A 22,824-nucleotide genomic window follows, 5' to 3' on the forward strand; every position below is an offset into this window, starting at 1 on the left:
GAGCGGGCCGTATCGAGACCCGCCTCAGGTCTCCAGCGAGTGCAGCCGCCGGGCGGCCTCGGCGATCGAGCCGGTCATCGACGGGTAGACCGAGAACGTCGCGGCAACCTGCTCGGCGGTCAGCCGGTTCTGCACGGCGAGGCCGAGGGGATAGATCAGCTCCGAGGCCTGCGGCGCGACGACGACGCCGCCGACGACGGTGTTGCTGCCCGGGCGCGCGAACAGCTTCACGAAGCCGTCGCGGATGTTGCGCATCTTGGCGCGCGGGTTGGTCGAGAGCGGCAGGGTGACCACGCGCGCCTCGATGTGCCCCTTCTCGACGTCGGACTGGGAGTAGCCCACGGTCGCGATCTCGGGGTCGGTGAAGATGTTGGCGCACACGCCGCGCAGGTTGAGCGGCGCGACGGCGTCGCCCATGGCGTGCGCGATCGCGATGCGTCCCTGCATGGCCGCGACCGACGCCAGGGGCAGCACCCCGGTGCAGTCGCCGGCGGCGTAGATGCCGGGCGCGGTGGTGCGCGAGACCCGGTCGACCGTGATGTGGCCGGAGTCGGTGAGCTCGACGCCGGCCTCCTCGAGACCGATCCCGCGCGTCTGCGGCACGGCGCCGACCGCGAGCAACACGTGCGAGCCGCGCACCTCGCGGCCGTCCTCGAGCGTGACGACCACGCCGTCGCCCTCGCGGCGGGCGCCGGCGGCGCGGGAGCGGTTGAGCACCTTCATGCCGCGGCGGCGGAAGACGTTCTCGATGACCGTGGCGGCGTCGGCGTCCTCGCCGGGGAGCACCCGGTCGCGCGAGGAGACCAGCGTGACCTCGCACCCGAGCCCGAGGTAGGCGTGCGCCAGCTCCGCGCCGGTGACGCCGGACCCGACGACGATGAGGTGCTCGGGCAGCTCGGTGAGGTCGTAGATCTGCTGCCAGGTGAGGATCCGCTCGCCGTCCGGCTTGGCGGAGTCCATGACGCGCGGCTTGGTGCCGACCGCGACGAGCACGACGTCGGCCGACAGCTTCTCGGTGCGGCCGTCGTCGAGGGTGGCCTCGACCGTCATCGGCCCGGCCATGCGCCCGGTGCCGCGCAGCACGCGCACCCCGACGCTCTCGACCTGGGCCTGGATGTCGCGGCTCTGCGCCCGCGCCAGGTCGAGGATGCGGTGGTTGATCTCGGTGAGGTGGGCCTCGGCGCCCTGGTCCTCGTCGCGGCCCTCGAAGCCGACGCCGAGGCGGCCGGCCGCGGCGAAGCGGGAGAGGAAGTCGGAGGTGGCGATGAGGGTCTTGCTCGGGACGCAGTCGGTGAGCACCGCCGCACCGCCGAGACCCTCGCTGTCGACGATGGTGACGTCGGCACCCAGCTGGGCCGCGACGAGAGCGGACTCGTAGCCGCCGGGCCCGCCACCGATGATGACCACGGTCTTCTTGCGCTGACTCACGCACCTCATCCAACCATTGCCGCCCGTGGCCCTCGCTAACCTGTGCCGGTGAGCAACGCGGCCGCACCCGACCTGTCCGACCCCACGACCGACCCGTTCGCCGTCGCCGAGGCGGCCGCGCAGGTCGTCGCCGACCGCTCGGGGGCCGACAAGCACGACATCGCGCTGGTGCTGGGGTCGGGCTGGGGCGAGACCGCCGACCGCATCGGCGAGACCCTCGTCGAGATCGACAACGACGACGTGCCGGGGTTCGCGAAGGCCGCCGTGGCCGGCCACAAGGGCGTGATGCGCTCGGTGCGCATCGGCGACACCGACCGGCGGGCGCTGGTCTTCGGCACCCGCACCCACTTCTACGAGGGGCGCGGGGTGCGCGCGGTGGTGCACGGCGTGCGCACGGCCGCCGCGGCCGGGTGCTCCACGATCGTGCTCACCAACGGCTGCGGCGGGCTCAACCCGGCGTGGGCGCCCGGCACCCCCGTGCTGATCCGCGACCACCTCAACCTCACCGCCACCTCCCCGATCGAGGGCGCGAACTTCGTCGACCTCACCGACCTCTACAGCCCCCGGCTGCGCGAGGTCGCCCGTGCGGTCGACCCGGGTCTCGACGAGGGCGTCTACGCCCAGTTCCGCGGGCCGCACTACGAGACCCCGGCCGAGGTGCAGATGGCCAAGACCCTCGGCGCCGACCTCGTCGGCATGTCGACCACGCTCGAGGCGATCGCCGCCCGGCAGAGCGGCCTGGAGGTGCTCGGGGTGTCGCTGGTGACCAACCTGGCCGCCGGCATCTCCGACCAGCCGCTGTCGCACCAGGAGGTCATCGAGGCCGGGCAGGCGGCCGCTGAGCGCTGCGGGCGGCTGCTGGCCGCCGTGGTCACCGAGATCTGAGACGCACGAAGGAGCCTCGCGTGAGCGCGCAGCCCGAGCCTGACCTCGCCCCCACCGTCGCGGCCGCGCGGGCCTGGCTCGCCGACGACCCCGACCCCGCCACCCGCGCGGAGCTGGCGGCGGTGCTGGCCGCCGTCGAGACCGGTGACGCGGCGGCAGCGGCCGACCTCGCCGACCGCTTCTCCGGACTGCTCGAGTTCGGCACGGCGGGTCTGCGCGGGGCGCTCGGCGCTGGACCGAACCGCATGAACCGCGTGGTCGTACGCCGGGCGGCAGCGGGACTCACGGCGTTCCTGCAGGAGTCGCTGGGCCGCGGCGACGTGACGGTGGTGGTCGGGTTCGACGCGCGGCACGGCTCCGACGCGTTCGCGCGGGACACCGCCGGGGTCGTCGAGGCCGCGGGCGGCCGCGCGATGGTGCTGCCGCGGGCGCTGCCGACGCCGGTGCTCGCGTTCGCGGTGCGCTACCTCGGGTGCGACGCGGGCGTGATGGTCACCGCGTCGCACAACCCGCCGCAGGACAACGGCTACAAGGTCTACCTCGGCGACGGGTCGCAGATCGTGCCGCCGGCCGACGCGCAGATCAGCGCCGCCATCGGCCGCTTCCCGACCGCGGCGTCGGTCGCGACCGTCGACGACGGGTGGGAGACGCTGGGCGACGACCTGGTCGAGGCGTACGTCGACGCGGCGGCCCGGGTGGTGCCCGACACCGCTCCTCGCGAGGTGTCGATCGTGCACACCGCCCTGCACGGCGTGGGTGACGAGGTGCTGCGAATGGCTTTCACCGCAGCGGGATTCGCCGATCCGGCCGGCGTCGCGAGCCAGCGCCGACCCGACCCCGAGTTCCCCACCGTGAGCTTCCCCAACCCCGAGGAGCCGGGGGCGATCGACGCCGCGCTGGAGCTCGCGCGCGAGCTGTCGCCCGACGTGGTGATCGCCAACGACCCCGACGCCGACCGCTGCGCCGTCGCGGTCGACGACCCGGTCGCCGGCCGCTGGCGGATGCTGCGCGGCGACGAGGTCGGGGCGCTGCTGGGGGCCGAGGCGCTGGCGCACCGCCACGGCGAGCCCGACGCGGTGGTGGCCTGCTCGATCGTGTCGTCGCAGCTCCTCGGCGCGATGGCGCGGGCGGCCGGGGTGCGCCACGAGGAGACGCTCACCGGGTTCAAGTGGATCAGCCGGGTGCCGGGGCTGATCTACGGCTACGAGGAGGCGCTGGGCTACTGCGTCGACCCGGGCACCGTGAAGGACAAGGACGGCATCACCGCCGCGCTCGTCGTGGCCGCGATGACCGCCCGGCTGCACGCCCAGGGGCGCACCCTGCTCGACGTGCTCGACGACCTCGCCCGCGAGCACGGGGTGCACGCCACCGACTCGTTCTCGGTGCGGGTCGCCGACCTGTCGCTCATCCCGGAGCTGATGACCCGGCTGCGCACGCAGATGCCGGACACCGTTGCGGGGCAACCGATCTCGCGCACCGACGACCTCTCCAGAGGTGACGGTGGCCTGCCGCCCACCGAGGGGCTGCGGTGGTTCCTCGCCGACGGCACCCGCATCATCGCCCGCCCCAGCGGCACCGAGCCCAAGCTCAAGGTCTACCTCGAGGCGGTCGTCCCGCTCGCCGACGACGACCTGGCCCAGGCCCGAGCGAGCGCCGCGCGGCGTCTCGCGGACGTACGCGCCGCGATGGAGCAGCTGACCGCCATCTGACGCCCGAGGCTCCCCCAGCTCCGCATGAAACCGGGTTACGTGCGTCTGACCCGAATGCATTGGGGTCAAACGACCGTAACCCGGTTTCATGCCCGGGATGGGGGTGGCCGTGGTGGTGGGGTGCCGGGTCAGAGGCCGCGGGCGGCCAGGGCGTCGCCGACCTGGTCGGCCTCGCGCACGATCGCGATGAGCGCGGCGGGGACGATCAGCACCAGGCGAGGGCGTACGCCACGGGCCAGGGCGGCCTCGCGGGCGCGGGTGACCGCGAGCGAGACACGCGGGATACAGCCGATGGTCAGCGACAGCAGCAGCTCGAGCCGGTCGCGGCGAACACCGAAGCGCCGCAACGGGATCGCGACGGCCGAGATCGTGCGCACCATCTCGGAGACCCGGGTGGTCATCATCACCAGGTTGCCCGCGAGCACCGCGAAGACCAGCTGCCCGACCACCTCGACCGCGCGCACCGGGCCGCTCAGCCAGACCTGGAAGCCGGCGAGCACGAGGCCGAGCACGAGGATCATCCGGAACGAGCGCCACAGCTCGGCGAGCGGCAGCCGCGCGAAGGGTACGCCGTCGCCGCCAGCAGCACGGCCGTCACCACGAGCCACCACCGCGGGAAGAAGCCGAGCAGGGTGACCAGGCCGAGCATCACCAGCAGCTTCAGCCGCGGCGAGGCGCGGTGCAGCAGGCTGTCACCGGCGACATAGCTGCCGATCACGCGCGCACGCCCATGAGCCGGCGGTACTCCGCGACGGCGGGGGCCGGGGCGTCGTCGGCCACCACGCGGCCCTCGTCGAGCACGACCACCCGGTCGAAGTCGTCGAGCAGCTCGAGGTGGTGGGTCAGCAGCACCACCTGCTGGGGCAGCTCGGCCAGGGTGCGCTGCAGGCGCAGCACGTTCGCCAGGTCGAGCAGCGTGGACGGCTCGTCGCAGACCAGGATCGCGGGCCGTCGCACCAGCACCCCCGCGAACGCCAGCAGCTGCTTCTGCCCGCTGCTCAGCAGCTGGGCGGGCTGGTCGGAGTGGTCGGCGAGACCGAAGAAGTCGAGGGTCTCGCGCAGCCGAGTCTCCTTCTCCTGCGCGGAGATCGGCAGGTCGCGCAGCGACAGGGCGACGTCCTCGGCGACGGTCGGCATGAGGATCTGGGCGCTGGCGTCGGTGAACATGAACCCGACGGCGCGGCGCACCTCACGCTGCTGCCGGCGCGGGTCGAGCCCGCCCGCGCGCACCTCCTCGTCGGGGCTGACCAGCCCGTTGAAGGTGCGCGCGAGCGTGGACTTGCCCGACCCGTTGGCGCCGATGATCCCGACGCGACGCTCGGCCAGGGTGAGGGTGATGTCGCGCAGCACCGGCCGCTCCCCAGCCGGTGGCTGACGCGGTCGAGCTCGATCACGCGGGGACTCGTTCGCGCTCTCGCTCCTGGACGATCGGCGGGTACGCCCACACGACCGTCGTGGTGATGAGCGCGGCCAGCGCCGCCTTGACCAGGTCGCCGGGCAGGAACTGCAGCGACGCCTGCGCGACCCCGAGCGTGCCGGAGCCGAGTCGCCAAGCGCTCCAAGGGATTCCGACGGCGTAGACCACGATCATGCAGCCCACGACGCAGGCCACGAACAGGCCGACCAGGTTGCGCCGGCCGACCCGCTCGGCGATGAGCCCGGTCACGAACATGCCGAGCACGGCACCGACCAGGTATCCGCCGCTCACGCCGGTGAGCACGCCGAGACCGCCCCGGCCGCCGGCGCCGATGGGCAGCCCGGCCGCCAGGAGCAGGTTGAAGACGATCATCGTCAGCGCGCCCCGCCAGGCGCCGAGCAGGCACGCCGCGACCATCCAGCCGAGGCTCTGCAGCGTGATCGGCACCGAGCCGAAGAAGGAGATGCCGCCGGGCATCCCGAGCACGGCGATGAGCGCCGCGAACATCGCGACGAGCGCGAGGTCGCGCGGGGTGGGCTTGGGCACGATCGGCTCCCGGGAGGTCGGACTTGAACAGCGTTCAAGAGTGTAGCCACGGGCGCGGGTAGGCTCGGCACGTGCCTCTGACCCGACGCGACGTGCTCGACACCGCCCGTCGTCTGGTGGCCGACTACGGCCTGGGCGACCTCACGATGCGCCGCCTCGCCTTCGAGCTCGGGGTCAAGCCGGGCGCGATCTACTGGCACGTGCCGAGCAAGCAGGCGCTGCTGGCCGAGCTGGCCGACGAGCTGCTCGACTCGGTGCCCGAGCCCAGCCCGCGCAAGCGGTGGGACCGGCAGCTGCTGCAGCTCGGCACCGACCTGCGCGCGGCGCTGCGCTCGCACACCGACGCCGCCGAGCTGGTCGCCGCGGGCCGGGCCACCAGCCTCGCCTCGAGCCAGCTGGGCAAGTCCGTCATGGCGGTCGTCCAGCGCTCCGGCGCAGGCGAGCGGCAGGCGTCGGCGGCGCGAGATGCGTTGCTGCACTTCGTGATCGGCTTCACCTTCGACGAGCAGAGCCACGAGTCGTTGGTGCGGCACGGCGCCTCCCCGCCCGCCTCGGCGACAGCGACCGCACCTTCGACGACGCCCTGGCGGTCGTCGTGCGCGGCATCGTCGCCTCGGCGCGACCCTCCGCCTCCTAGCCGGCCCATGAGCAGGCGCGCCCTGTGGCTGGCGGCGCTGGCGTACGTCGTCGGCGGCGCGTTCCTCGTGCTCGGCCCGATCGGGTGGAGCCTCAACCGGTTCACCGTGCGGCTGCACACGCTGTGGGTGTTCGACCTGGGGCTGCCGGGCGACCTGACCCCCGAGGACTTCGGGATCGCGCTGAACGTGCTGCTGTTCGTGCCCGCGGGCTTCCTGCTGAAGCGGCTCACCCCGCTGCCGTGGTGGGCGGTGACGCTGCTGTGCGTCGCGGCGTCGGCCGGCATCGAGGGCGTGCAGCACGCCCTCGTCGCGGGGCGCGAGGCCAGCGCCGCCGACGTGGTCGCCAACGGCGTCGGCGGCCTGCTGGGAAGCCTGCTGGGGCTGATTCCGGCTGGTCGAGCATCGGCGAACGAGTAGTCGAGCCGCGCGGCGACCTCCCGGGGTCTCGATACGCCGCGCTCGTCCCTCACGCGGCTACTCGACCGACTTGGGGCTACTCGACCGGCTTGGGGCTACTCGATCGGCTTGGGGGCCCCTTCGGCCTCGCGGATCTCGTGGGTCAGCTCGGCGAGCTCGTCGCCGCCGGCCATCTGCGCGGTGAGCTGCTCGAGGGTGAGGTCCTCGCGCTCCTCGTCGAGCACCACCCGGCCGAGCTTGAGCACCACGAAGTGGTTGCCGACGAGGTAGGCGTGGTGCGGGTTGTGCGTGATGAACACGACCCCCAGACCGGCGTCGCGCGCCTTGACGATGTACTTCAGCACCACCCCCGACTGCTTCACGCCGAGCGCGGCGGTGGGCTCGTCGAGGATGATCACCTTGGCGCCGAAGTAGATCGCGCGGGCGATAGCCACGCACTGGCGCTGACCGCCCGACAACGAGGCGACCGGCCGGTCGATGTCGGGGATGTCGATCCCCATCTTGGCCAGCTCCTCCTGGGCGACCGCACCCATCCGGGCCGAGTCGAGCAGCCGCAGCGGCCCCTTGCGGATCTCGTTGCCCAGGAAGAAGTTTCGCCACACCGACATGAGCGGCGCGAGGGCCAGGTCCTGATAGACGGTGGCGATGCCCGAGTCGAGCGCGTCGCGCGGGCTGGCGAAGTGACGCAGCTCGCCGTTGACGTACATCTGGCCCGCGTCGTAGTCGTGCAGGCCGGAGACGATCTTGATGAGCGTCGACTTGCCGGCGCCGTTGTCGCCGAGCACGCAGGTGACCTCGCCCTGCTGGACGGTGAGGTCGATCTCGCGCAGCGCGGTGACGTTGCCGTAGATCTTCCCGATCTCGCGCAGCTGGAGGATCGCGGTCGTCGCGCCTTCGTCGTGCGTGGGCATGGTCCCCTCGATCGCGGTGCTCATCGGGCGTCGGCCTTCTTCTTGACCCAGACGTTGGCCAGGGTCGCGAGCACCAGCATCACACCGAGGAACGTGCGGAACCAGTCGGGGTTCCACCCGGCGTAGTTGATGCCCAGCTCGGTCATCGCGAAGATCAGCGCGCCGATCGAGGCGCCCACCACCGAGCCGTAACCACCGGTGAGCAGGCACCCGCCGACGACCGCCGCGATGATGTAGATGAACTCGTTGCCGACGCCCTCGCCGGACTGGATGGTGCTGAACTGGAAGAGCGTGTGCATCCCCGCGAGCCAGGCGCAGAACCCGACGAACATGTAGAGCACGACGCGCACCAGCTCGACGGGTACGCCCACGGCCCGGGCGGCGGCCGAGTCGCCGCCGACGGCGAACACCCAGTTGCCGAACCGGGTCTTGAGCAGCACCACCGCGGCGATCGCGGTGAGCACCAGCCAGTAGACGACCGGGGCGCGCAGGGTGACCACGCCGATCTTGGCCTCCCAGGCGAAAACCGCCTTGGCAGAGTCGAACCCGGCCATGTCACTGATGTCGTTGGACGCGACGTTGCCGGTGATCAGCTTGGTCATGCCGAGGTTGACGCCCTGCAGGATGAAGAACGTCCCGAGCGTCACGAGGAACGAGGGCAGCCGGGTGCGGTTGAGCATCGTGCCGTTGAACAACCCGATGCCGAGCGAGACCGCGAGCGCGACCAGCACGGCGAACCAGACGTGGAAGTTGAAGTACCACCCCAGCAGCGACGCCGCGAGCCCCGAGGTGGTGACCGCGACGCCGGCCGACAGGTCGAACTCGCCGCCGATCATCAGCATCGCGACCGGGACCGCGAGCAGCCCGATCATGGAGGCGCCGTAGAGGATCGTGCCGAGGTTGGCGACGTTGCGGAAGGCGGCGGCGACGATCAGGAAGAAGATCGCGACGACGACGGCACCGATCAGCGCCCCGATCTCGGGCCGGCGAAGCAGCTGCACCGTGCCCGAGCGCTGGCCGACCCGGTCGTCGGCGGTCGCGGCCTGCGTGCTCATCGCCGGCCGCTCGCGACGTACTTCTCGACGGAGGCCACGTTGGTCTTGTCGACGAACGCCGGGCCGGTCAGGACCGGCTGGCCGCCGCCCACGGTGTTGCCGTTGGTCTTGTAGAGCCACAGCTGGTCGACCGCGAGATAGCCCTGGAGATAAGGCTGCTGGTCGACCGCCCACGCGATCGAGCCGCTCTTGATGCCGTCGACGACCTGCTTGCTGGTGTCGAAGGTGACGACCTTGGCCTGGCTGCCGGCGCTGGTCTTGGACTGCGTCGCGACCATGGCGATCGGGCCGCCGAGCGTGACGACGTAGTCGATCGACTTGTCCTGCTGCAGCTTGGAGGTCATCGAGGTCTGCATCGCCGAGGAGACTTGCCGTTGACGTACAGCACCTGGGTGGCGGGGACCTTGGCCTTGACCCCGGCGCAGCGGTCCTCGAGCCCGACGTTGCCCTGCTCGTGGATGACGCACAGCGGCCGCTTGGCGCCCTCGCGCTGGGCGCGGGTGCCGGCCGCCTCGCCGGCGATGCGCTCGTCCTGCCCGAAGAAGGACAGCACGCCGAGCTTCTGGTAGTCGTCCATGCCGCCGTTGACCGCGACCACGGGGATGCCCGCGGCGATCGCCCGGCGCACGGTCGGCCCCATCGCCTCGGGCTTGGCCAGGGTGACCACGATGCCGTCGACCTTCTTGTCGATCGCCTGCTGCACCAGGTTGGCCTGCTTGGCGCCGTCGGGGTCGGCGGTGTACTGCAGGTCGACGTTGTCCTTGCGGGCCGCGTCGTCGGCGCCCTTGCGCACGATGTCCCAGAAGGTGTCGCCGGGGGCGGAGTGGGTGACCATCGCCACCGTCATCGTGGGGGTGCCGGCGTTGCCGACGCTGTTCTCGCGCTCCTCGACCGCCTTGCGGCCTCCGGTGGCGCTGCACGCTGCGAGCCCGAGCACGGCGACGACCGCGGTGAGGGTCGTCGCCGATCTGCGGAGGCGGCTCGGCCTGGGCCTGGTCATGGGCACGTCCTTTCGGTCGGCGGCGGCGCGCCGCCCTCGCCGGTCAGTCTGCTCCCTGGCCGGTGGTCGGTGTGGGATGTGGCCGCAACAGCGGGCGCTGCGCCTTGCGCGCCGCCGCGTAGTCGTCGTACGCCGCCCGCGTGGTGTCCAGGTCGCTCACCTGGCTGACCGGCACGTCCCACCAGCTGTCGCTGTCGGGGGCCGGCACGAGCGGGTCGGTGGTGACGTGGATGACGACCGGCCCGCCGTCGTCGGGGGCGGCCTTGGCGGTGCGCACCGCGTCGGCCAGGCCTGCGGCGTCGCGCACCCGCAGCACCCGCGCGCCGAGGCTCTCGGCGTTGGCCGCGAGGTCGACCGGCAGCGGCTCACCGTCGAGCCGACCGGCGTCGTCGCGATAGCGATACCGGGTGCCGAACCGCTGCGAACCGAGCGACTCCGACAGCGCACCGATCGAGCCGAACCCGTGGTTCTGCACGATCACGACGACGATCTTGGTGCGCTCCTGCACCGCGGTCGCGAGCTCGCCCGGCAGCATCAGGTAGGACCCGTCGCCGACCAGCACGAACACGTCACGGCTCGGGTCGGCCCAGCGCACCCCGATGCCGCCGGGGATCTCGTATCCCATGCAGGAGAAGCCGTACTCGACGTGATAGCCGTGCGCGTCGCGCACCCGCCACAGCTTGTGCAGGTCACCCGGCATCGAGCCGGCCGCGCACACCACGACGTCGCGCGGGTCGGACAGCTCGTTGACCGCGCCCAGCACCTGCGCCTGGGTGAGCACGCCGTCGGCCAGCCGGTCGGTGACCTCCTCCGGCGGCGCGTACGCCCTCGTCACCACCGCGTCCCACTCGCCGCGGAGGCGGTCGACCCGGTCGGCGTACGCCGTCGTCACCCGGTGCCCGGACAGCCGCTCGCGCAGTCCCTCCAGCGCGTCGCGCGCGTCGCCGACCAGGGCCAGCCCGGCGTGCTTGCCGGCGTCGAAACCGGTGACGTTGAGGTTGACGAACCGCACCCCTCGCCCTGGAAGGCGGTGCGCGAGGCGGTGGTGAAGTCGCTCCACCTGGTGCCGACGCCGACGACGAGGTCGGCGTCGCGGGCGAGGGCGTTGGCGGCGGTGGTGCCGGTGGAGCCGACCGCGCCGACCAGCTGCGGGTCGCCGTGCAGCAGCGAGCCCTTGCCGGCCTGGGTCTCGGCGACGGGGATGCCGGTCTCGGCGGCGAACCGGCGCAGCGCCTCCTCGGCTCCGCTGTAGTGCACGCCTCCCCCGGCGACCACCAACGGCCTTGCGGCAGAACGGATCTCGGCCGCCGCGCGGTCGAGCAGGTCGGGCTCGACGGGGGTGCGTGGGATGCGCCAGACCCGCTCGTCGAACAGCTCGTCGGGCCAGTCGTGGGCCTCGGCCTGCACGTCCTGCGGCAGCGCGAGGGTGACGGCACCGGTCTCGGCCGGGTCGGTGAGCACCCGCATCGCCTGCAGCAGCGCGTCGGGCAGCTGCTCGGGCCGGCTGACCCGGTCGAACCAGCGAGACAACGGGCGGAAGGCGTCGTTGACCGTGACGTCGCCCGCGACCGGAGACTCCAGCTGCTGCAGCACGCTGCCCGTGCGCCGGGTCGCGAACGTGCCCGACGGCAGCAGCAGCACGGGGATGCGGTTGACCGTGGCCAGCGCCGCACCGGTGAGCATGTTGGTGGAGCCGGGGCCGACCGAGGCGGTGCAGGCCCAGACCTGACGGCGGTCGCGTGCCCGGGCGTAGGCCACCGCGGTGTGCACCATCGCCTGCTCGTTGCGAGCCAGGACGTAGGGCAGCGCGGGGTCGCCGGCCAGCTCCTCCTGCAGCAGCGCCTGCCCGATGCCGGCGACGTTGCCGTGGCCGAAGATGCCGAGGCACCCGGCGAACAGCGGGGTCACCTCGCCGTCGCGCTCGACCTGCTGCCGGCCGAGGAAACGCACCAGCGCCTGGGCGACCGTGAGGCTCATGCCTGCCCCTTCCCGATCGGCAGCCGCGGGTCGACCTGCTGACCGTCCCAGGTCGCGCGCACCCACCCGTGCGCCGGGTCGTCGCAGATCAGCCAGGCGCGCTCGGCACCCGGGCCGGCCATGACGTTGAGGTAGTAGAGGTCGTAGCCGGGCGGGGCGGTGGCCGGGCCGTGCCAGCCGTGCGGCACCAGCACCACGTCACCGCTGCCGACCTCGGCCAGCACGTCGATCGGTCGCCCGTCGGTGCCGTAGACCCGTTGATAGCCAACAGGGCTCGCGCCCTCGGGTGCGGGCGCGCCGGCCTCGGCCTGCAGCTCGAAGTAGTAGATCTCCTCCAGCTCGGTCTCGACGCCCGGCCGCTCCTGGTCGTGCTTGTGCGGCGGGTAGGAGCTCCAGTTGCCGCCGGGCGTGATCACCTCGCAGGCGATGAGCCGGTCGGCGTCGAGCACGCCGGGCACGCCGAAGTTGCGCACCTCGCGGGAGCACTGGCCGGCGCCGCGCAGCTCCAGGGGCACGTCCGCGGCCGGCAGGTGCACCACCGGCCCGTCGGTGCGGGTCGACCGGGCGCCGCAGAGCGCGACGCGGACCGGGCCGTCGCCGGCGGTGACGGCGAGCGCGCGGCCGGCGGGGACGTACAGCACGTCGGTGGGGCCGGCGAACACCGAGACGCGCCCGGCCATCGGGAACCGTTCACCGTCGACCGCGACGGTCGGCGCGCCCTGCAGCGGCACGACCACCGCCTCGGTGCCGAGCAGCCGCACCTCGCGGACCTCGCCCGCGCCGAGGGTCAGCACCCGCAGGCTGGTGTGCCGCCAGCCGGGGTGGCGCGAGTCGACGACCAGGTCGAACCCGTCGCCGGCAGCGGTGCCCGCGGGCAGCACCCACTGCGCGTTGTCGGCGCCCAGGCCGGGCGTGCGCTCACTCACCGTGCACCATCTCCACTGCCGTGCGGACCGCGGCGGTGACGTCGCCGTCGGGCGGATAGAGCAGCGCGCGCCCGATCACCAGGCCACGGGCGACCGGCAGCGCCAGCGCCTTCCGCCACAGGGCGTACGTCTGCTCGGGCTCTGCGGTCGGGTCGCCGCCGAGCAGCAGGGTCGGCAACGACGTCGCCGCGAGGACGCGCTCCATGTCGGGCACCACCGGCAGCTTGAGCCAGGTGAACGCGCTGGTGGTGCCGAGGCCCGAGGCGATGCCGACCGACCGGATGACCGACTCGGGGTCGAGCAGGTTGGCAGCGCGGCCGTCGTCCCACGCCGTCATGAACGGCTCGATGATCGTCGTGATCTGTTGCTGCGCAAGGGAGTTCACGGCCTCGGCGGTGGCCTGCAGGGTGGCGACGCTCGACGGGTCGTCGAGGCAGACGCGGGTGAGCGTCTTGCCGGCGTCGAGCCCGAGCGCCCCGACCGCCTCGGGGGTGTAGGCCGTGAACCGATCGTCGAGCTCGAACGCGCCGCCCTGCAGCCCGCCCCGGTTCATCGAGCCGGCGACGACGCGCCCCTCGAGCGCGCCGAGCAGCAGCAGGTCTTCGAGCACGTCGGGCGTGCCGAGCACCCCGTCGACGCCGGGCACGGCGAGCGCGTCGAGCAGCCGGCGCAGCAGGTCGGCCCGGTCGGCCATCGCCAGATCGTCGCCGCGCACGCCCAGCGCGTTGCGCGCCGGGTGGTCCGCCGCGACGAGCAGCAGCCGCCCGTCGCGGCCCAGCAGGTCGCGGCGCTCGCGCTGCTGCCACAGCTGCGCGACGCGTCCGGGCTCGCGGGCGCGCAGCTCGCTCAGCGCGCCGAGGTCGACCTGGGTCATGACGCCCTCCCTCCGGCGAGTGCGGCCTCGACCTCGGTCGTGGTCGGCATCGCGGTGGAGCACTCGAGCCGGCCCGCGACGATCGCCCCGGCCGCGTTGGCCAGCTCGATCGTGCGGCGCAGCGGCCAGCCGGCGAGCAGGCCGTGGCACAGCGCCCCGCCGAACGCGTCACCGGCGCCGAGCCCGTTGACGACCTCGACCGGGAACGGGCCGACCTCCACCCGCTCGTCAGGGGTCGCGGCGAGCACGCCGCGCGGCCCTGCTTGACGACCACCAGGTCGAGGCCGCGGTCGAGCAGCGCGTCGGCGGCTCGCTGCGGGTCGGTCTCGCCGGTGGCGACCTCGCACTCCTCGCGGTTGCCGACGGCCGCGGTCACCGTGTCGAGCGCGCGGTCGACCTCGCGGCGGGCCTCCTCGACCGACGCCCAGAACATCGGGCGGTAGTCCAGGTCGAGCACGGTGTGCGTGCGCCTCCCCCGCGCCTCCCACGCCCGGTGGTGACTCCCCCGGCTCGGCTCCTGGCTCAGCCCCGTGACCGTCGACCAGAAGACTCCTGCATCGCGAATGTCGTTGAGCGGCAAGGTGTTCGGGTCGATCAGCAGGTCGGGAGCGGTGGGGTATCGGTAGAAGTAGAGCGGGAAGTCGTCGGGCGGGAACACCTCGCAGAAGGTGACCGGGGTGGGCGGTCCGTCGACCGTCTCGACGAACCGGTTGTCGACGCCGAGCCGGGCCACCTCCTCACGCACGTAGCGGCCGAACGCGTCGTCGCCGGTGCGCGTGACCAGGGCGACGCGACGACCGTGCCGGGCCGCGGCGACCGCCACGTTGGTCGCGCTCCCGCCGAGGAACTTCTCGAACGTGCGCACCTGCGCCAGCGGCACGCCGTGCTGCAGCGGGTAGATGTCGACCCCCGTGCGCCCCATCGCGACGAGGTCGAACCGGTCCGCGCTCACGGCGCGGCCTCGCCGGTGCCGGACGCCGGGCCGTCGACCAGCGACAGCAGGTGCGCCACGCTGCGCCGTACGTCCTCGCCGGGCTCCGCGTCGGCGCCGCCGGCGCCCACTCCCCGGAGCCCTCCGCCCCAGCCGCGCCGAGCACCCGGTCCTGCTCGAGGACGTACCACCCCGAATAACCCTGCGCCTGAAGCGATTTCACGATCGCTGCGAGATCGACGTCGCCGTCGCCGAGCGGCACGTAGAGCCCCTGCTCGACGGCGTCGCGATAGCCCAGCTCGCCCGCCTGCACGCGCCGGGCCAGCGCGAGCGAGACGTCCTTGAGGTGCACGTGGGTGATCCGGTCGGGGTGCTCGACGGCCACCCGCACCGGGTCGCCGCCACCGATCAGCAGGTGCCCGGTGTCGAGCGTGAGGCCGATGCGCGACCCGGCGAGCACCCGGTCGGTGTCGTCGCCGCTCTCGACCAGGGTGCCGACGTGCGGGTGCAGCGTCGCGACGACGCCCCGCTCGGCGGCCCGGTCGGCGAGCCGGTCGAGGTTGCCCAGCAGCGTCGCCCAGCCGGCGTCGTCGAGCGTCGGGCGCAGCTCGTAGCCGTCGACGCCCGTCGCCGCCGCGAGCACGAGAGTCGTTGCGCCACAAGCGATCAGGCCGTCGATGACCTTCTCGACCTGCGGCACGGGGTCGACCGCCGGGTCGTGCAGCACGACGGGCGCGAACTGCGCGACGGCGGCGAGGCCGTACGTCGCGAGCGTGGCCGCCTTGTCGCTGGGCGCGTCGGGGAGGAAGCCGGTGGGGCCGAGCTCGGTGGCGGTGAGGCCGACCTCGCGCATCTGCTCCAGCACGGTGGCCGGGTCGAGCTGGCGCCCCCACCCCGGCACCTCGCAGACGCCCCACGAGATCGGAGCGCCGGCGACGCGCGCGGCGACGGCCGTCACAGGTCCGCCACCTCCGACAGCGCGACCATGCGCCCCTCGCGCCGCGAGCGGTCGCACGCCTCGGCCGCGCGGAACGCCTGCAGCGCGTCGCGCACGGTGCACGGGGAGGGCTGGTCGCCGCGCGCGACACCGGCGAAGGCGGTGAGCTCGGCGACGTAGGCCGGCTGGAAGCGGTCCATGAACGTGGCGCGCGCGGGCCCGGGCGGGAAGGCGACGCCCTCCTCCGCCGAACGCATGGCGAGCGAGTCGTCCAGACCCGCGGTGAGCGTCGCGGCGCTGCCCATGGCCTCCATGCGCACGTCGTGGCCGGAGCCGTTGTAGCGGGTCGATGAGACCAGGCACGACGTGCCGTCGTCGAGGGTCAGCAGCGCCGCGCCGCTGTCGACGTCGCCCGCCTCGGAGAAGAACGGCTCGCCCTTGTTGCTGCCCACGGCGTACGCCGTCGTCACCTCGCGCCCGGTCACGAACCGGATCGCGTCGAAGTCGTGCACGTTGCAGTCGCGGAAGATCCCGCCGCTGGTGGGGATGTAGCTCGCGTGCGGCGGGGTCTGGTCGTGGGTGTTGGCGCGGATGGTGTGCACGAACCCCAGGTCGCCGGCCGCGATCGCGTCGCGGATGCGGCGATAGCCCGTGTCGAAGCGGCGCTGGAAGCCGATGTGCACCGGCACGTCCGAGGCGGCCTCGAGCCGCGCCAGCTCGAGGGTCTCCTCGAGCGTGCCGGCCACCGGCTTCTCGCAGAACGTCGGGACCCCCGCCGCGATCCCCTGGCGCAGCAGGTCGGCGTGGCTCGGCGTCGCGCTGGCGATGACCAGGGCGTCGACGGGGAGAGCGAGCAGGTCCTCGACACTCGGCACCCGGCGTACGCCCAGCTCGCCGGCGACCCGCTCGGCCGCCGCCGGGTCGGCGTCCGTGATGACCAGCTCGTCGACGAAGTCGAGGCCGAGCAGGGTGCGGGCGTGGAAGGCGCCGATGCGCCCCACGCCGGCGAGACCGATGCGCATGTGCTGAATCCCGTTCTCTGGCAGGCGATTTCACGGCAACTGCCGGAATGACCCACCACCCCGACAGCGTCCAGCCTTACTCTCTCCCGAGAGCCTGTCAAGAAAATGTCCTAACATTTGCAGTCGGGAGCGGAAGGGGTGATGACGATGGCCGTCGAGCTGTCCGTCGAGCTCGACCGCAGCGCGCCCGAGCCGCTCTACCAACAGCTCGCCGACCAGCTGCGCGCGGCGATCCGCGACGGGCGGCTGCAGCCGGGCGACCCGTTCGAGAACGAGGTCGCGCTGGCCACCCGGCTCGGCCTGTCCCGGCCGACCGTGCGCCGCGCGATCCACGAGCTGGTCTCCCAGGGGCTGCTGCTGCGGCGCCGCGGCTCGGGCACGACCGTGGCCAACCGGCAGATCCACCGCAAGGCCGAGCTCAGCAGCCTGCACGACGACCTGCTGCGGGCCGGCGAGGCGCCCACGACCCGCGTGCTGCAGCTCGAGCCCGGCGCCGACGAGGAGGTCGCGGCCGCGCTGGACCTGCCGCCCGACGCCGAGCTGGTGCACCTGCGCCGGCTGCGGCTCACCGGGGAGCAGCCGTTCGCGCTGATGAGCAACTGGCTGCCCGCTGCGACGATGCGCGACGTCGACGAGAGCCGGCTCGCCGAGCACGGGCTCTACGAGGTGCTGCGCGAGCGCGGCGTCGTGCCGGTCGTCGCGCACCAGACCATCGGCGCCCGCCGGCCCAGCGCGGCCGAGCGACGGCTGCTCGGGCTCGGCCCGGCCGACCCGGTGCTCACGATGCGGCGGGCGGCGTTCGACGCGCGCGGGCTGCCGGTCGAGCTCGGCGACCACATCTATCGCGCCGACAGCTACACCATCGACGTCACCATCGACGACCGCTGAGCGGCACGCCCCCGCCCGCCGGTCGCCGCCGCACTAGCGTGGCCGCCATGAGCCGCCGAGCCTGGATCGCGCTGATCACGGTGCTCGCGCTGCTCGCCGGCTTCGGCGTCTGGCGCTGGAGCACCTCCGCCGCCTTCCGCGCCGAGCGCGCGGCCGACGCCCTCGCCGACCTCGCCGGGGTGCAGTCCGCGCGCACCATGGAGCGCGGCGGCGAGCGGCACATCCTGGCCCAGCTCGCCCCGGGCGCCAGCAGCGACCAGACCCGGGCCGTGATCAGCCGCGCGTCGCAGCTGTCGGCCGACGACGTCGTACGTCGGGTGCTGGTGCGCGTCGGCTCCGCCGAGATCTACGTCGGTGGCTATCTGCCCGACGACGCCACCGAGACCCTGCTGGCGCTGGCCGCGCTGCCGACCGGGCGCGCGACGATGATCTCCGGGTCCGACGTGACCGTGGCGCCGACCGACCGCACTCCCCTGCAGACCGCGATCGACAGCCTGCGGCTGGTGCTCGACCGGAAGCTGCGGGTCGACGCGGTGCAGGTCCAGGGGCGAAACGACGACGGCAAGCCCTATCGGCAGGTGCGCATCGAGGACCCGGCCCGGTCGCAGCTGACGATGCTGCAGCAGCTGCTGTCCGGGCAGGGCCAGATCCGCGAGCTGGAGATCGGCGGCGAGAAGCGGCTCGAGGTGGAGGCCCGCACCGACCGCGCCGGCCTCGCCCCGGTCGCCCAGACCGTGCGGCGCGCGGCGACGGCGGCCGACCCGGTGCCGCGGTGGGTGCACGTGCGCACCCGCGGCGGCGAGTTCCAGCTGAACGGCTCGGGCGACCCCGCCCCGCGCTCGCGGCCGCCGACGACCTGGAGCGCGACGGGCTGCCGGTCGACCGGATCTCGACCGACCGGGCGTTCGTGCAGGTCGGCGGCCGGTGGACCGGCGACCGGGCCGACCTGCTCCCGGTGGCCGAGCGCGCGATCCGGGCGCTCGACCCGCCGCTGCCACCGGGGGCGTCGATCTCCGCGAGCGGCGCGTTCCTCGGCACGCTGGACGACCTGCGCACCGTCGGCCCGGTCATCAGCCGCGCGCAGGAGAGCGGCGGGGCCGTGGCCTGGCGCAACGCGACGTCCGGGTCGGGGCCGCAGTCGACGCCGGGCACCCTCCCCGGCTCACCGTCGCGCTGCCCGAGGGCGAGTGCCTCGGCCCCGACGGCGCGGCGCTCGCCCCCGCGATGACCACCGCCCGCTCGGCCGCCTGGCGCGGCACCGCGCGGGTGGTGTTCCTCGAGCAGTCCCGCCCCGAGAGCCCGTGCACCGACGACGGCCGCCGCTACCGCACGGTCGAGCTGGAGTCGACCGCCGGTGGGAGGTCCGCGAAGGTCGTCGAGGACGGCGGGCTCGGAGCCGGCGAGGTCGTACGTCGGTGGAGCGCAAGCGCACCCGCCGCCTGACAATCGGCTCGGGCTCGGCGCTCGAGCCGAGCACCCCTCAGCGGACCTCCGCGGGCCCGTGCGTACGCCCTCGCGGTCCTCCGCCGAACCGTGCGCCCCACCGCACCCCTCAGCGGACCTCCGCCGGCGCGTGCGCGGGTCCGGCCCGCACCCCTCAGCGGACCTCCGCCGGCCCGTGGGTACGCGCTCGCGGTCCTCCGCCGAACCGTGCGCCCCACCGCACCCCCGGCGGACCTCCGCGTGCGCGGGTCCGGCCCGCACCCCTCAGCGGACCTCCGCGGGCCTGTGCGTACGCTCTCGCGGTCCTCCGCCGAACCGTGCGCCCCACCGCACCCCTCAGCGGACCTCCGCCGGGGCGTGGTCGTGCGCCTCGGCCGGCAGCGTCGCGACCTCGTCGGCGGTGATGTCCTTCGCCAGGGTCTCCCCCAGCTCGACCCGCTCGGGGCGGCTGTAGAGGTTGAGGCTGTCGCCGCGTACGAACCCCGCGAGCGTCAGGTCGACGTCGCGCGCGAGGTCGACCGCGAGGGAGCTCGGCGCCGACACGGCCGACAGCATCGGGATGCCGGCGAGGTAGGCCTTCTGCACCAGCTCGAACGACGCGCGCCCGCTCACCTGCAGCACCAACCCGCGCCCCGGCCGGTGCCCGTTGGCGAGCGCCCAGCCCACGACCTTGTCGACGGCGTTGTGCCGACCGACGTCCTCGCGCACGACCAGCAGCCGGCCCTCGGTGTCGAACAGCGCCGCCGCGTGCAGCCCGCCCGTGCGGTCGAACGTGCGCTGACGCTCCCGCAGCAGATCGGGCAGCGCGAGCAGCGTGCCGACCCCGATGCGCGCAGCGTCGTCGGCGAGCACGAACGCCCCACCGACCCGCACGTCCTCGATGCTCTCCTTGCCGCACACGCCGCACGCGCTCGTGGTCGCAAACGAGCGCACCACGGTGTCCCGCTCGAACTCGCGCGCCAGCGTCACGTCGATGATGTTGTACGTCGTCGTGTCCGCGCAGTGCCGGGCGTTCACCACGTCCTCGGGGCCGGCGATGATCCCCTCGCCCGCGAGGAAGCCCAGCGCCAGCTCGATGTCGTGCCCGGGCGTGCGCATCGTGACCGTCGCCGCGGTGCCGTTGATCCGCAGCTCCAGCGGCTCCTCGACCGCGAGCCGGTCGGGCCGCTCCCGCGCCCCCGTGGGCCCGACCCGAAGCACCCTGCGGTCCACCGACAGACGTGACATGTTTCCTATTGTCTCAGTTCATCTCTTGTCTCAGCTCCTCCTCCGGGAGGAGCTTGCTTCGCTGCGCACCTCCCGGCACCTCCTTTTCTTCTGTCTCAGCTCCTCCTCCGGGAGGAGCTTGCTTCGCTGCGCACCTCCCGGCATCGTCGCCGAGACCTTGTTCACTGCAGCGTCGGAGATGGTCGGTGGTAGCTGCAGCCGCGACCTACCGTGGGTGCGTGACCGCTGTCGACGCGATCGTTCTCGCGGGTGGGCGCTCGTCGCGCTTCGGCAGCGACAAGGCCCGCCTCGCCCTCGACGGCGTGACCATGGTCGACCGCACCGTCGCCGCGGCCCGCCTCGTCGACCCGCGGCACGTCGTGGTGGTGGCCGACCCCGAGCTGCCCGTCGCCGGGCCGGTGGTGCGCACCCGCGAGCGCCCGGCGTACGCCGGACCCGCCGCAGGCGTCCTCGCCGGCCTGCGCGCGGTGCCGGGTCCGCAGACCGACGACGGCTGGGTGCTGCTGCTCGGCTGCGACACCCCGCGCGTCGCCGAGGCCGTGCGCACGCTGCTCGCGCACGACGTCGCCCCCGACGCCGACGGCGTGCTGCTGGTGCACGAGGGCCGCCCGCAGTGGCTGCTGGGGCGCTACCGCCGCGGCCCGCTGCTGCGCGCCGCCGACCGGCTCGGCGACCCCACCGACCGCGCGCTGCGCCACCTCCTCGGCGACCTGCACCTCGAGCGCAGCACACCCCCGACGACCGCGCCGCCGACTTCGACACCCCCGCAGACCTGTACCGCCTCCGCCCCGACGCCCGCCCCACCCGGACGCGCTGAAACGCAGTTACAGCGCTCTGACCGCACTGCAGCGGAGTCGTAGCGCTATAACCGCGCTGCAGCGGGCGGGCGCCCGGCCACGCCGCCCGGCCACGCCCGCCCGGCCACGCCGCCCGGCCGCGCCCTACCTCACGCTCACCCTCACGCCAGCACCGCGAACACCGCCAGCGCCACGGCGAGGGCGACGGCGACGACGCCCGTGACGGCGGGGCGGACGTCCACGCGCACCTCCTGCTCGGCCATGTCGCCGCGGGAGACGGCGAGGGCGTACTGGTCGACCGTGCGCCGGATCTCCTCGCCGACCCGGCCGGCCGAGGCCTCCCGGTCGATCAGCTCGCGGCTCGGGTCGAGCGCGCCGGACAGCGTCTGCATCGGGTTGATCCGGCCGCCGGACGAGGCCGGGCCGGGGGCCCGCTTGGGGCGCTGCGCCGAGATGGCCCAGGCGGAGTAGGCCTCGCCGTCGGGCGTGACCAGCGTCAGCGCCCAGCGCGCCTCGACCAGGTCGATCGCCGGCCAGGTCAGGTGCACGTCGCGCAGCACGTTGCGCAGCGTCACGCCGTGCTCGCTGAGCCGCACCGACGGGCGCAGCAGCACCGCCCAGACCACCAGCAGCACCACCACCGCCCAGATCGCTGGCTCGGGCCCGCGCGAGCGGTCACCGACCAGGTAGAGCACCAGGAAGACCACCGAGAGCACCGCGATCACCCCGCCGGCGGCGAGGCCCGATCCCTGCCGGAAGGTGCGTACGACGGGCTCGGGTTGGGCGGGATCGCGTGGGGGCATGCCCGCTAGGCTGCCCCGGTGAGCGCATCCTCTGCAACGTCGCGGGCGCGGGACATCCTCGGGGTGTCGGCTCTGACCAACGCGGCTCTGACCACCTGGCTGCACGGGCTGCCCGGGGTCGACCAGGTCGGGTGCGAGGCCCGCGCCGCCGCGCTCGGCACCCGCTCGGTCAAGACGACGGCCAAGGCCTGGGCGATCGACACGGCGATCTCGATGATCGACCTCACCACGCTCGAGGGCGCCGACACCGAGGGCAAGGTCCGCTCGCTGTGCGCCAAGGCCGCCCGCCCCGACCCGCTCGACCCGAGCACCCCGCACGTCGCGGCGGTCTGCGTCTACAACGACATGGTCGGCGTCGCCAAGGACGCCCTCGCCGGCACCGACATCCACGTCGCCGCGGTCGCGACCGCGTTCCCCTCGGGCCGGGCGAGCCTGCCGGTCAAGCTGCTCGACACCTCCGACGCGGTCGCCGCCGGCGCCGACGAGATCGACATGGTCATCGACCGGGGAGCGTTCCTGAGCGGCCGATACCGCGACGTGTTCGACGAGATCGTCGCGGTCAAGGAGGCGTGCGGCGAGGCGCACCTGAAGGTGATCCTGGAGACCGGCGAGCTCGTGACGTACGACAACGTGCGGCGGGCCTCGTGGCTCGCCATGCTCGCGGGCGCCGACTTCATCAAGACCTCCACCGGCAAGGTGCAGCCCGCGGCGACCCTGCCGGTCACCCTGATCATGCTGGAGGCGGTGCGCGACTGGCGCGAGCTCACCGGCGAGATGGTCGGGGTCAAGCCGGCCGGCGGCATCCGCACCACCAAGGACGCCGTGAAGTACCTCGTGATGGTCAGCGAGGTCGCCGGCGACGACTGGCTCGACCCCGACTGGTTCCGCTTCGGCGCCTCCAGCCTGCTCGGCGACCTGCAGCTGCAGCGCCAGAAGCTCGCCACCGGCGCCTACTCCGGCCCCGACTACGTCACGATCGACTGAGAGCCCGCC

General features: G+C 73.6%; 23 protein-coding genes and 3 pseudogenes. 8 read left to right on the forward strand and 18 right to left on the reverse strand.

Going from position 1 to position 22,824, the window contains the following annotated elements:
- Window positions 1–24: 24 nt before the first annotated feature.
- Window positions 25–1,428 carry an NAD(P)H-quinone dehydrogenase gene (locus tag QUE40_RS12690; RefSeq protein ID WP_142005953.1) on the reverse strand — a complete coding sequence of 468 codons (1,404 nt, stop codon included), beginning with the start codon at window positions 1,426–1,428 and terminating at the stop codon, window positions 25–27.
- A gap of 48 nt (window positions 1,429–1,476) precedes the next feature.
- Here QUE40_RS12690 and QUE40_RS12695 point away from each other — a divergent pair, with 48 nt between their 5' ends.
- On the forward strand, window positions 1,477–2,313 hold the full coding sequence (locus tag QUE40_RS12695; protein WP_289231196.1) for a purine-nucleoside phosphorylase: 837 nt from the start codon (window positions 1,477–1,479) through the stop codon (window positions 2,311–2,313).
- A gap of 20 nt (window positions 2,314–2,333) precedes the next feature.
- Complete coding sequence (locus tag QUE40_RS12700; RefSeq protein ID WP_289231197.1) at window positions 2,334–4,022, forward strand: phospho-sugar mutase; 1,689 nt, start codon at window positions 2,334–2,336, stop codon at window positions 4,020–4,022.
- A 128-nt stretch (window positions 4,023–4,150) separates the two neighbouring features.
- Here QUE40_RS12700 and QUE40_RS12705 read toward each other — a convergent pair whose 3' ends face one another.
- Genes QUE40_RS12705 through QUE40_RS12720 form a run of 4 tightly spaced genes read right to left on the reverse strand, consistent with a single transcriptional unit; the run spans window position 4,151 to window position 5,985 of the window.
- The gene (locus QUE40_RS12705; protein ID WP_289231198.1) at window positions 4,151–4,543 is read right to left on the reverse strand and encodes a CbiQ family ECF transporter T component; all 393 of its coding nucleotides are present in this window, start codon (window positions 4,541–4,543) and stop codon (window positions 4,151–4,153) included.
- Entirely contained in the window at window positions 4,540–4,740 is a 201-nt protein-coding gene (locus tag QUE40_RS12710) for an energy-coupling factor transporter transmembrane component T family protein (protein WP_289231199.1), read from the reverse strand. Before QUE40_RS12710 ends, QUE40_RS12705 begins: the two co-directional genes overlap by 4 nt.
- Entirely contained in the window at window positions 4,737–5,372 is a 636-nt protein-coding gene (locus QUE40_RS12715; RefSeq protein ID WP_289231200.1) for an energy-coupling factor ABC transporter ATP-binding protein, read from the reverse strand. The genes QUE40_RS12710 and QUE40_RS12715 overlap by 4 nt, the downstream gene beginning before the upstream one ends.
- A 40-nt stretch (window positions 5,373–5,412) precedes the next feature.
- Window positions 5,413–5,985, reverse strand: a complete 573-nt coding sequence (locus QUE40_RS12720) for a biotin transporter BioY (RefSeq protein ID WP_289231201.1) — start codon at window positions 5,983–5,985, stop codon at window positions 5,413–5,415.
- A 71-nt stretch (window positions 5,986–6,056) separates the two neighbouring features.
- Here QUE40_RS12720 and QUE40_RS12725 point away from each other — a divergent pair, with 71 nt between their 5' ends.
- A complete protein-coding gene (locus tag QUE40_RS12725; RefSeq protein WP_289231202.1) occupies window positions 6,057–7,040 on the forward strand; it encodes a TetR family transcriptional regulator in 984 nt (327 codons plus the stop codon).
- A gap of 95 nt (window positions 7,041–7,135) precedes the next feature.
- Here the strand turns inward: QUE40_RS12725 and QUE40_RS12730 are convergent, their stop codons facing one another.
- The 10 genes and pseudogenes from QUE40_RS12730 to QUE40_RS12770 form a co-directional block, all read right to left on the reverse strand.
- The gene (locus QUE40_RS12730; RefSeq protein WP_289231203.1) at window positions 7,136–7,975 is read right to left on the reverse strand and encodes an ATP-binding cassette domain-containing protein; all 840 of its coding nucleotides are present in this window, start codon (window positions 7,973–7,975) and stop codon (window positions 7,136–7,138) included.
- A complete protein-coding gene (locus QUE40_RS12735) occupies window positions 7,972–9,006 on the reverse strand; it encodes an ABC transporter permease (protein WP_142005964.1) in 1,035 nt (344 codons plus the stop codon). Before QUE40_RS12735 ends, QUE40_RS12730 begins: the two co-directional genes overlap by 4 nt.
- Window positions 9,003–9,350: a substrate-binding domain-containing protein gene (locus QUE40_RS19305; RefSeq protein WP_350226966.1), complete on the reverse strand. Its 348-nt coding sequence runs from the start codon at window positions 9,348–9,350 to the stop codon at window positions 9,003–9,005. The genes QUE40_RS12735 and QUE40_RS19305 overlap by 4 nt, the downstream gene beginning before the upstream one ends.
- Window positions 9,347–10,006, reverse strand: a complete 660-nt coding sequence (locus QUE40_RS12740; protein WP_350226968.1) for a substrate-binding domain-containing protein — start codon at window positions 10,004–10,006, stop codon at window positions 9,347–9,349. The genes QUE40_RS19305 and QUE40_RS12740 overlap by 4 nt, the downstream gene beginning before the upstream one ends.
- Window positions 10,007–10,049: 43 nt before the next feature.
- A pseudogene (gene iolD, locus QUE40_RS12745) lies at window positions 10,050–11,983 on the reverse strand (3D-(3,5/4)-trihydroxycyclohexane-1,2-dione acylhydrolase (decyclizing)).
- Entirely contained in the window at window positions 11,980–12,909 is a 930-nt protein-coding gene (iolB, locus tag QUE40_RS12750; protein ID WP_289231204.1) for a 5-deoxy-glucuronate isomerase, read from the reverse strand. Before iolB ends, iolD begins: the two are co-directional and overlap by 4 nt.
- Window positions 12,902–13,783, reverse strand: coding sequence for a Cgl0159 family (beta/alpha)8-fold protein (locus tag QUE40_RS12755; RefSeq protein WP_289231205.1), 882 nt, complete (start codon window positions 13,781–13,783; stop codon window positions 12,902–12,904). The genes iolB and QUE40_RS12755 overlap by 8 nt, the downstream gene beginning before the upstream one ends.
- A pseudogene (gene iolC, locus QUE40_RS12760) lies at window positions 13,780–14,657 on the reverse strand (5-dehydro-2-deoxygluconokinase). The gene QUE40_RS12755 and the pseudogene iolC overlap by 4 nt, the downstream one beginning before the upstream one ends.
- A gap of 286 nt (window positions 14,658–14,943) precedes the next feature.
- A pseudogene (locus QUE40_RS12765) lies at window positions 14,944–15,567 on the reverse strand (TIM barrel protein); the annotation flags it as partial.
- A gap of 101 nt (window positions 15,568–15,668) precedes the next feature.
- Entirely contained in the window at window positions 15,669–16,673 is a 1,005-nt protein-coding gene (locus tag QUE40_RS12770) for a Gfo/Idh/MocA family protein (RefSeq protein ID WP_289231206.1), read from the reverse strand.
- Window positions 16,674–16,820: 147 nt separating this feature from the next.
- On the opposite strand from QUE40_RS12770, the gene QUE40_RS12775 reads away from it, so the two are divergent.
- A complete protein-coding gene (locus tag QUE40_RS12775; protein ID WP_289231207.1) occupies window positions 16,821–17,561 on the forward strand; it encodes a GntR family transcriptional regulator in 741 nt (246 codons plus the stop codon).
- Here the strand turns inward: QUE40_RS12775 and QUE40_RS12780 are convergent.
- A complete protein-coding gene (locus tag QUE40_RS12780) occupies window positions 17,528–18,343 on the reverse strand; it encodes a hypothetical protein (protein WP_289231208.1) in 816 nt (271 codons plus the stop codon). The two genes, QUE40_RS12775 and QUE40_RS12780, sit on opposite strands and share 34 nt — an antisense overlap.
- Between QUE40_RS12780 and QUE40_RS12785 the strand changes: the two genes are divergently transcribed.
- Both QUE40_RS12785 and QUE40_RS12790 read left to right on the forward strand, forming a co-directional pair.
- Window positions 18,334–18,789 carry a hypothetical protein gene (locus QUE40_RS12785; protein WP_289231209.1) on the forward strand — a complete coding sequence of 152 codons (456 nt, stop codon included), beginning with the start codon at window positions 18,334–18,336 and terminating at the stop codon, window positions 18,787–18,789. The genes QUE40_RS12780 and QUE40_RS12785 overlap by 10 nt on opposite strands.
- Window positions 18,786–19,004: a hypothetical protein gene (locus QUE40_RS12790; protein ID WP_289231210.1), complete on the forward strand. Its 219-nt coding sequence runs from the start codon at window positions 18,786–18,788 to the stop codon at window positions 19,002–19,004. Before QUE40_RS12785 ends, QUE40_RS12790 begins: the two co-directional genes overlap by 4 nt.
- Before the next feature lie 336 nt (window positions 19,005–19,340).
- Here the strand turns inward: QUE40_RS12790 and fdhD are convergent, their stop codons facing one another.
- Window positions 19,341–20,231: a formate dehydrogenase accessory sulfurtransferase FdhD gene (gene fdhD / locus QUE40_RS12795; protein ID WP_289231211.1), complete on the reverse strand. Its 891-nt coding sequence runs from the start codon at window positions 20,229–20,231 to the stop codon at window positions 19,341–19,343.
- A 218-nt stretch (window positions 20,232–20,449) separates the two neighbouring features.
- Between fdhD and mobA the strand changes: the two genes are divergently transcribed.
- Window positions 20,450–21,091: a molybdenum cofactor guanylyltransferase gene (gene mobA / locus QUE40_RS12800; protein WP_289231212.1), complete on the forward strand. Its 642-nt coding sequence runs from the start codon at window positions 20,450–20,452 to the stop codon at window positions 21,089–21,091.
- A 98-nt stretch (window positions 21,092–21,189) separates the two neighbouring features.
- On the opposite strand, the gene QUE40_RS12805 is transcribed toward mobA, so the two are convergent.
- Entirely contained in the window at window positions 21,190–21,831 is a 642-nt protein-coding gene (locus QUE40_RS12805) for a PH domain-containing protein (protein ID WP_142005983.1), read from the reverse strand.
- An 18-nt stretch (window positions 21,832–21,849) separates the two neighbouring features.
- Here QUE40_RS12805 and deoC point away from each other — a divergent pair, with 18 nt between their 5' ends.
- The gene (gene deoC, locus QUE40_RS12810) at window positions 21,850–22,815 is read left to right on the forward strand and encodes a deoxyribose-phosphate aldolase (RefSeq protein WP_142005985.1); all 966 of its coding nucleotides are present in this window, start codon (window positions 21,850–21,852) and stop codon (window positions 22,813–22,815) included.
- Window positions 22,816–22,824: the final 9 nt, after the last annotated feature.

It is taken from the genome of Barrientosiimonas endolithica, from assembly GCF_030296655.1.
Taxonomy (GTDB): domain Bacteria; phylum Actinomycetota; class Actinomycetes; order Actinomycetales; family Dermatophilaceae; genus Barrientosiimonas; species Barrientosiimonas humi.